We start from the raw sequence: 8,210 nt of genomic DNA, 5'->3' as shown, positions 1-8,210 counted from the left end.
TCTAATGCGTCGAGCTGCCCTGCCTTTCAGTACGTCGATAGCCTCTGACGAGGCTAGCCGGTCACTCGCCCCGTTTCGGGGTAGCGACGGAGCGAGTGTCACCAATATCGATACGGTATCTGTGACCGCTTTACCTTCACCTTCCCGCCGGTCCTTGAACCAGAACCACCAGGATCACACTCCCAGAACTTTTCGAAGAGTCCGTCAACTTTAAATTTCAGACTCTTCGAAGGACCAACTACCACGTGATCGATTGAATTTGCATTTAGCTTCACCCTAAAGCGCGGAACGTACCCGTATACCTGGCTAGGCGTGAATAGATTCGGTCTTCCTGTAACGAACATTCGAACTTCCGACTCGTCCCTGAACGCCAAATTCTTATACTTCGCAAGATCCTCGGAGATAATTGACCGGACGACCGCCTCTTGATTCTCAACTGGATTCTCGTCAAGGTTTCGAAACAAAGCCTCAAATAGCCCCAACGTGCGCGCCACCTCGATCGAGTCATCCTGATGGTAGCCGACATAAGAAACGCGCCGCAGGAAAGAATCCTCAGGCAAGGAATCGATCAGCTCCTTAGTTCTTATAGCTATGGCATACCCCTCATGTCCGTAAGCGCGCCACTGCCCTAAATGATCCCCATGCACAGAGAGACTCGCTACATAACATCCCGGATTGGAAATACCTTTTGCCGATTCAGCAACCCCACTGAGATGCTTGGAGCGCTTCTCTAACGCTAATACCTCGGAATCGTCGCCAGACTTGCCGGCCTCTCGTAGTTCAATTTCCTGATCCTTCAGCCCAATAACTTTCGTCAATGCAGCGAGCTGGATCAGCTGTGAACCCAGAGTCAACTCCGATTCGTCATTCAAGAACCTTACATCGGTGAGCCAAATCTCCCCATTATTGTATATTCCGTCTAGCCCTTTGATGTCAGTGTAGTGATAGAGGAGTTCAGGTAAGTCGGGGTCGAAGTTCTCTGTCGGCATTGACGAATTGTATCCGCGGTGCCTCACGAATCAAACATTTTCCACTCCGTACGAGTCCAGTCCCGCAGGCTGCTCGGCGGGCACCTCTAAGCGGTACGGATCGGGATTGTCAACGAGTAACCTCGACGTTCGAAGCCTCTCGCGTTCATCGTGAGCCTGCTCGAACATCTGGTCCACTAACTCTCGTAGGTCCGACCACTTCAGGTCTCCCGAGTCACCGCCTACGTGACTGTCTAAGTCGATGTCCCAGAGTTCAGCCACGCCCTCGGTCGTAGCGGTGATACATGCCGTTGCGAATGCTAGACCCCAACAAGACTCTGCGGCCGGTAAAGGCGCTCCTTGCTGTTCACAGAGAACTGACAGCGCAACCCATGCCGCGTTTCCGTGAACAGGCTGACTAAGAGACTCGTAGATATAACCGTCGAAGTATCTCGACACCAACTCCGAATAGGACGGAAGCTTGTCTTTCCGCCTTGTCTGGATTCTGTGGCGATCGTGGTAATCCGTCCACATCTCCACAATCCGCTTGGCACCTTCGGAACCCTTCCCGGCGCTAAGGATTCCCTCCCGCGTCAGCGCTGCGGCCCGAGCAATCCTGCGCTCGTACCCGAGGTCCGGATCTGAGAGGAACAGCGCACGCGAACAGTGCTCAGCGGTGACACGAGCCAGCGCGGGCAACGCGACAACCGGGACATTTCCACTCTCCCTCAACAGCTTCGCAGACGAATAGACGGTTTCACCCGCCGAGATTAGATAAAACCGTATGTACCTATGCGTGCTCAGCAACGGGTCAGGGACGTCTCCGGCGTCGCCCAAGGACTCATCAACCGTCTGTATGGAGCTGAGTCCAGGTTCTCGATACGGAAACTCGGAGAAGTAGGCGACATTCAGTGCCGTGATACTCATCGCGTTCGCGTACAACGCCAAGTCTTCGATGTCCACGCCAGCACGGTACCTGGGCGCGCGTATTGTCTCGGTGTGAACTCAGCAAGTGCTGCTGCAGCAGCGAGTATCGCCGAGAATCCCCACTGGTGGGCACAGCCAGCCGCGACCGTCCTCGCAGCCGTGATAGCCCTGGCAGCGGCCGGTGTTGCATATTGGGGTGTCTCACGTCAGATCAAAGCCAATGCTCGCAATGTCCAAGCGCAGATCGATGCAACAGCGGCACAGCACAGTATGGACCGGGCGGACGCTTGGAATCGAGCTGTGCGGGCCGAGCGGCTAGAGATGTTTTACCGGGCCGATGATCTGAGCAGCGCCGTGACGACCGCGGCGGTCGCGTTCCGGTTTAGAGAAGTCACCGCATCTTCGGCCGAGGGCACAAAGCTGCGCGCCGACCTGAAGGGACTTGCCCGAGAATGCCAGACCCAAGCGCGCCGTATGCGTCTCAATGGTCTCGACGAGGTTGCCTCCGAACTCAGCGATCTCGGCGTTCTGGCTAGCTTTGTAGCACAGGAAGATGTACCCGCTCCGGGCGACGACGACGTACCTAGCCTGGGCGATGCGCTCCACGAAAAGATCCGGGCCGAGCTAGCGACTGACGAGATCCGCCACAGCCCAGACGATCAGGGCAGTCGTACAAGAAACTAACCAATACGTTCAGCGGCACAACATTCTTGGCTGATAGAACATGATTCGGAACATGGTGCTGTCAGCGTAGTCGGGCGCCATCGGGCCGGGTGATCTGCGTGGTTCGTCTCGGCGACCCACACGTGATGACCGGGGGCTGCCACGCGGATGACCCTGGTGATGGAAGAATGTCGGGCGTGACGGCGATACGACTGGACGGTAAGGCCACCCGCGACGAGATCTTCGCTGATCTCTCCCAACGCGTCGAGAAGCTGCGTGCCGCCGGGATCGCGCCCGGACTGGGCACCGTGCTGGTCGGCGACGATCCGGGCTCTCAGTCCTATGTGAAGGGCAAACACTCCGACTGCGCACGCATCGGCGTGGCGTCGATCCGGAAGGATCTGCCCGCAGATGCGACGACCGAGCAGCTCAACGCCGCAATCGACGAACTCAATGCCGATCCGGCCTGCACCGGCTACATCGTGCAGTTGCCGCTCCCGCGCCACCTCGACGAGAACGCCGCGCTGGAGCGCATCGATCCCGACAAGGATGCCGACGGACTGCACCCGATCAATCTCGGACGGCTGGTGCTGGGCAAGGAATCGACACTGCCGTGTACGCCGCGCGGCGTCATCCACCTGCTGCGACGCTACGACATCCCGCTCAACGGGGCCCGCGTCACCGTCGTCGGACGTGGGGTCACGATCGGCCGCCCGATCGGGTTGCTGCTGACCCGGCGCAGCGAGAACGCGACGGTCACGCTGTGCCACACCGGCACCCGTGACCTGGCCGCCGAGGTCAAGCGGGCCGACATCGTGGTGGCCGCGGCAGGGGTCGGACATCTGATCACCGCGGACATGGTCAAGCCGGGTGCCGCCGTCATCGACGTCGGGGTCAGCCGGAACGAGGCCGGTCTGGTCGGCGACGTCCACCCCGACGTCTGGGAGGTCGCCGGCCATGTGTCGCCGAACCCCGGTGGCGTCGGTCCGCTGACCCGAGCCTTCCTGCTCGTCAACGTCGTCGAGCGGGCCGAGGCACAACTCGCCGCAGGTGGCGCCGGACAGTGAGCGCGGCGCGAACCGATCCGCGGGTCGAGCAGCTACGGGCTGCTCGGCGGATCCGTTCGTTCCTGATTCAGGTCCCCTACCTCCTGGTGTTGGCCGGGGTCGTCGTCGCGGCACTGCTGGTGATGTTCGACCGCTGGCGCAGAGGCTCATTCGTCTTCGGTAGCGCGTTCCTCGTCGGCGCCCTGTTGCGGGCGGTGATCCCGACGTCCCGTGCGGGCTTATTGCAGATCAGGGGCAAGCTGTTCGACGTTGCGACTATGGCTGCCATAGGCGGATTGATGCTGTGGCTGGCGACGTCGATCGACTCCTTGGGCACGGATTGATTACAATAGAGACCTGAACGTGACATTCGGGGTGTGTCCGGTGGCCTGTGCCATGGATGCGCCCAGGCGGGCCACGCGGCACGCGAACGCAGTGGGGGACCTATCTCTTCGACAACGACCCAAGGCCAGAACCCCACCGACGAGATGACGTCAATGGGTGTTTCGGCGGGCACCGGCATGATCCACTTCGTCCTGTTCACCAGGGACGAGGTGGGTCGTCATGTGCTCGATTCACGCGTCATCGACGTCGACGAGAGCGACGGACTCGACACCGCAGGCCGCGTCAACGCGGGCATCGACCTCGTGCTCGGTGCCGCGCGTGACCAAGGACTGCGCGTCGGCCCGATCGGCGTCACCGCGCGTACCGCGGGGCAGCGTCGACGCCTGCGGTCGCAAGGCGCAGGACCGCGCCGGCAGATCGGGCTGATCGCCGAGGATGAGGCGACTGTTGTTCACCTGGGCGAGACCGGTGAGATCGACCGGTTCGACTCGGTGGTGGTCGTTGACTGTGGTGACACCGGGATGACGCTGTTCTCGGTGGAGCCGAGCAGTGAACGGATCACAGATGTCCAGCGGTTGTCGGTGCTCAGCGGACGCGACCTCGATCGGGCGCTCGTCGAGCGGGTGCTGGCCGATCGGGCCGACTCGACGACGCCCTCCGGAGGGCGGGCAGGCAAGGGGGCGCTGCTCAGCGCATGTCGCACCGCCAAGGAGGAGATCCCTTACGAGCAGCGGGGTACCGCAGTCCCCGCCGTGACCTTCACGGCCGGTTCCCGGCGGGTGACGCTGACCTCGACGATGGTCGAACAGGCGGCCGCCCCGATGGTCGACGAGGCGCGAGAGTCTCTGCGGCGCTATCTGTCCGATGCGATCGATGCTGGTCGTCGACCGCAGGCGGTGGTGTTCGTCGGCGGCATGGCGAACCTGCCGTTCGTCCGTGAGATGGCCGCGGACCTCGATGTCGAGGTAGTGGCCCCGGACGCGCCTGAGCTGGTCGCGGCCACCGGGGTTGCCATCGCCGCCCAGCGTGGCGTGTCGCCGACCACCCGGCTGACCTTCATCGGCGGTCGCAGATCGCGGGAATGGTTGTCGGCCACACCGCTTGCCGTCGCCGGCGTCGTCATCGCCGCGCTCCTGCTGACCATCTATGCGGTGACTTCTTCGCTGACCCGCAGCGAGGTGTCCGACGCACCGCGCACGATGCCCAGCCCGATGCCCGCATCGTCGCTGGGGGCGAACAGTTCGCTGCTCGCACCGTCGACGGAACAGCCGGTGAACACCGTGCCGCCGGTCTCGACGACCCCGCCGCCGACACCGGCATCATCCACCTCCGACAACCCCGGTTGGGTGGAGCCGCCGAGTTGGGCGACCACCGAATTGCCGCCGACTACGGCGCCCTCCACATCGACGCGCACGCTGGTGCCGTTCCCGTTGCCGTCGTTGCCCTTCCCGGGTGGTACCACCCCGACGATCCCGCCGGAGTTGTTGCCACCGGGCCTGATTCCGCCCACGGGTAGTACCACACTGCGTCCGACGCGGGCGCCGCTGGCGGATGGCCGGACCGCACCGAGCACTTTGGCACGGCCACGCGGTGTCACGCCCCCGACGCAGCGGCAGACACCCGAGCGAGTTCCGGGGCAGAGCTCGCCCCGGGTCGTCGATCCCGAACGGGGCGTCAAGCCGGAGGCAGGGCCTGCGCCGTCGGTCGCGCCCGCACGGTAGCCGCCACTATCGGTGTCGTACGCCGTTGGTGCCGTGCACTATTCAGATGCGGGCCAGCGCCACGGTCTGCTTGAGGAGAGCCTCGATCGCGTCGAATTCGGTGAGGAAACCGTCGTGACCGTTGTCCGAGCGCACCACCTGGAGGCCGCCGACGCAGTTGCCGAGTTCCTCGGCCAGTTCGACCTGTAGCCGCAATGGGTACAGGCGATCGGAGTCGATGCCTCCGACCACCACCGGGACCTGGCAGCCGTTGAGGGCGGCGGCGACGCCACCGCGGTTTCGTCCGACGTCGTGATGGTTGAGGACCTCACTGAGGATCACATAGCTGCCCGGATCGAAGCGGGCCATCAGCTTGCTCGCCTGATGTTCGAGGTAGCTGGTGACCGCATACCGACCGCCGGTCAACGGCTGTTCGTCGGACTGCGGTGAATTGGCGAACCGAGTGTCGAGTTCGGCTTCGCTGCGATAGGTCAGATGTGCGATGCGCCGAGCAATTCCCATGCCGGTCAACGGGATTGCGCCCGAGCCGTGATAGTCACCGCCGCGCCAGTCGGGATCGGCCTTGATGGCCGCGATCTGGGTGGTCTGCGTTCCGATCTGATCGGCGGTGGCGCGGGCGCCGACCGCCAGCACGAGTGCCGAACGGACGCGCTCGGGATACTCGATCGCCCATTCCAGAGCGCGGGCCCCACCCATCGAACCGCCGAGGACGGCGCCGATGCTCGTGATGCCGAGCCGGTCCAGCAGGGCGGCCTCGGCGCGCACCTGGTCGAGCACGGTGATCTGGGGAAACCGTGATCCCCAGGGCCGTCCGTCGGCGTCCAGTGACGCCGGTCCCGTGGAGCCGCGGCATCCGCCCAGGACATTGGCCGACAGCACACACCACTCGTCGGTGTCGATGGCGCAGCCGGGGCCGATCAGTCCGTCCCACCAGCCGGGGGAGGGGTGGGTGTCGGTGGCCGGGCCGGTGACGTGGGAGTCGCCGGTGAGTGCGTGTAGGGCGAGGATGACGTTGTCGCGGGACGGCGACAACGTCCCCCAGCGCTGAAACGCCAGGGTGACGTCGTCGATCCGTGCTCCGCTGTCCAGCGGTACCGAGCCGATCCGGACGCTCATCAACTGCCCGTCGGGGGTGTTCTCCCAGTCGGGCTGATCAGCCTGTTCCGTCTGTGGGTCGATACTCACCGACACCGCTGCCTCACCTGTTTCACTTGGCCGCCGCGAATCCCTGTTCGAGGTCGGCGATGATGTCGTCTACGCCTTCGATGCCGACCGCCAGACGTACCAGACCCGGGGTGACACCTGCGGTGATCTGCTCGTCGGGGGTGAGCTGGCTGTGCGTCGTCGACGCCGGATGGATCACCAGCGACCGTACGTCGCCGATGTTGGCGACATGGCTGTGCAAGGTGAGCGCGTCGACGAAACGCTTGCCTGCATCCACGCCGCCGGCGATCTCGAAGGCGATGATGGCGCCCTGCCCCTTGGGCAGCAGCTTCTGACCGCGTGCGTACCAGGGCGAGGTGCTCAGTCCCGCATAGGCGACCGACTCGACCTGGGCGTGGTCATTGAGGAACTGGGCCACGCGCTGCGCGTTGGCCACATGCCGTTCGACACGCAGGCTCAGCGTCTCCAGACCCTGCGCGATCAGGAAGGCGTTGAACGGCGAGATGGCCGCACCGGTGTCGCGCAGCCACTGCACGCGCGCCTTGAGGGCGTACGCGGGAGCTCCGAGGTCGGCGAAGACGGCACCGTGGTAACTGGGATCCGGCGTGGTGAAGCCAGGGAACAGGTCCTTGCCGTCACGCTGCACGCGCCAGTCGAAGGTGCCGCCGTCGATGATGACGCCGCCGATCGCGGTGCCGTGGCCACCCAGATACTTGGTCGCCGAGTGCACCACGATGTCGGCACCGTGAGCCAACGGGTTCAGCAGGTACGGGGTGGCGACGGTGTTGTCGACGATCAGCGGCAGCCCGTTGCGGTGGGCGACGTCGGCGACGCCCGCGATGTCGAGGATCTCGTTGTTCGGGTTGGAGATCGTCTCGGCGTAGAGCGCGCGGGTGTTGTCCTGGATCGCGGCCTGCCACGAATCGAGGTCCTCGGGATCCTCGACGAAAGTCACCTCGACGCCGAGCTTGGGCAGCGTGTAGTGGAGCAGGTTGTAGGTGCCGCCATAGAGTCGCGGGCTGGCGACGACATGTCCGCCGGACTCGACGACGTTGAGGATCGCGTAGGTTTCGGCAGCCTGACCCGAGGCGACCAGCAGAGCTGCGACGCCACCTTCGAGTGCTGCGATGCGCTGCTCCACGGCGTCCTGCGTCGGGTTCATGATGCGGGTGTAGATGTTGCCCGGTTCGGCCAGCCCGAAGAGATTCGCCGCGTGCGTGGTGTCGTTGAAGGTGTAGGACGTGGTCTGGTAGATCGGCAGCGCACGTGCGTTGGTGGCAGCGTCGGGCGACTGTCCGACGTGGATCTGCTTGGTTTCGAAACTCCAGTTGTCGGCCGGATTCTGGGCGCCGTCGTCGGCTGCATCAGACATGAGG

At 63.8% G+C, this 8,210-nt stretch carries 8 protein-coding genes; 4 read left to right on the top strand and 4 right to left on the bottom strand.

Translation table 11 applies throughout. The features are described from left to right. Positions 1 to 98 precede the first annotated feature (98 nt). A complete protein-coding gene (locus QSJ18_RS10560; protein ID WP_286326356.1) occupies positions 99 to 989 on the bottom strand; it encodes a DUF2971 domain-containing protein in 891 nt (296 codons plus the stop codon). 30 nt (positions 990 to 1,019) lie between these two features. Then, positions 1,020 to 1,931 (bottom strand): hypothetical protein, encoded by a 912-nt coding sequence (locus tag QSJ18_RS10555; protein ID WP_286326355.1) that lies wholly within the window; start codon positions 1,929 to 1,931, stop codon positions 1,020 to 1,022. A gap of 36 nt (positions 1,932 to 1,967) precedes the next feature. Between QSJ18_RS10555 and QSJ18_RS10550 the strand changes: the two genes are divergently transcribed. The 4 genes from QSJ18_RS10550 to QSJ18_RS10535 all read left to right on the top strand — a co-directional run bounded on the left by QSJ18_RS10550 (position 1,968) and on the right by QSJ18_RS10535 (position 5,670). Next, on the top strand, positions 1,968 to 2,579 hold the full coding sequence (locus tag QSJ18_RS10550; protein WP_286326354.1) for a hypothetical protein: 612 nt from the start codon (positions 1,968 to 1,970) through the stop codon (positions 2,577 to 2,579). A 176-nt stretch (positions 2,580 to 2,755) separates the two neighbouring features. Further along, positions 2,756 to 3,625 (top strand): bifunctional methylenetetrahydrofolate dehydrogenase/methenyltetrahydrofolate cyclohydrolase, encoded by an 870-nt coding sequence (locus tag QSJ18_RS10545; RefSeq protein ID WP_286326351.1) that lies wholly within the window; start codon positions 2,756 to 2,758, stop codon positions 3,623 to 3,625. Next, a complete protein-coding gene (locus QSJ18_RS10540) occupies positions 3,622 to 3,948 on the top strand; it encodes a DUF3017 domain-containing protein (RefSeq protein WP_286326350.1) in 327 nt (108 codons plus the stop codon). Before QSJ18_RS10545 ends, QSJ18_RS10540 begins: the two co-directional genes overlap by 4 nt. A 153-nt stretch (positions 3,949 to 4,101) precedes the next feature. Further along, positions 4,102 to 5,670, top strand: coding sequence for an Hsp70 family protein (locus QSJ18_RS10535; protein WP_286326349.1), 1,569 nt, complete (start codon positions 4,102 to 4,104; stop codon positions 5,668 to 5,670). Between the two features lie 42 nt (positions 5,671 to 5,712). Here QSJ18_RS10535 and metX read toward each other — a convergent pair whose 3' ends face one another. Then, the gene (metX, locus tag QSJ18_RS10530; RefSeq protein WP_286326348.1) at positions 5,713 to 6,861 is read right to left on the bottom strand and encodes a homoserine O-acetyltransferase MetX; all 1,149 of its coding nucleotides are present in this window, start codon (positions 6,859 to 6,861) and stop codon (positions 5,713 to 5,715) included. Between the two features lie 16 nt (positions 6,862 to 6,877). Next, the gene (locus QSJ18_RS10525; RefSeq protein WP_286326347.1) at positions 6,878 to 8,206 is read right to left on the bottom strand and encodes a bifunctional o-acetylhomoserine/o-acetylserine sulfhydrylase; all 1,329 of its coding nucleotides are present in this window, start codon (positions 8,204 to 8,206) and stop codon (positions 6,878 to 6,880) included. Positions 8,207 to 8,210 lie beyond the last annotated feature (4 nt).

Origin of the sequence: Gordonia heveisoli (assembly GCF_030315745.1) — a bacterium.
Classification (GTDB): domain Bacteria; phylum Actinomycetota; class Actinomycetes; order Mycobacteriales; family Mycobacteriaceae; genus Gordonia.
Note: the sequence above shows the minus strand (reverse complement) of the source record. Positions and strands in the feature narration are given on the sequence as shown.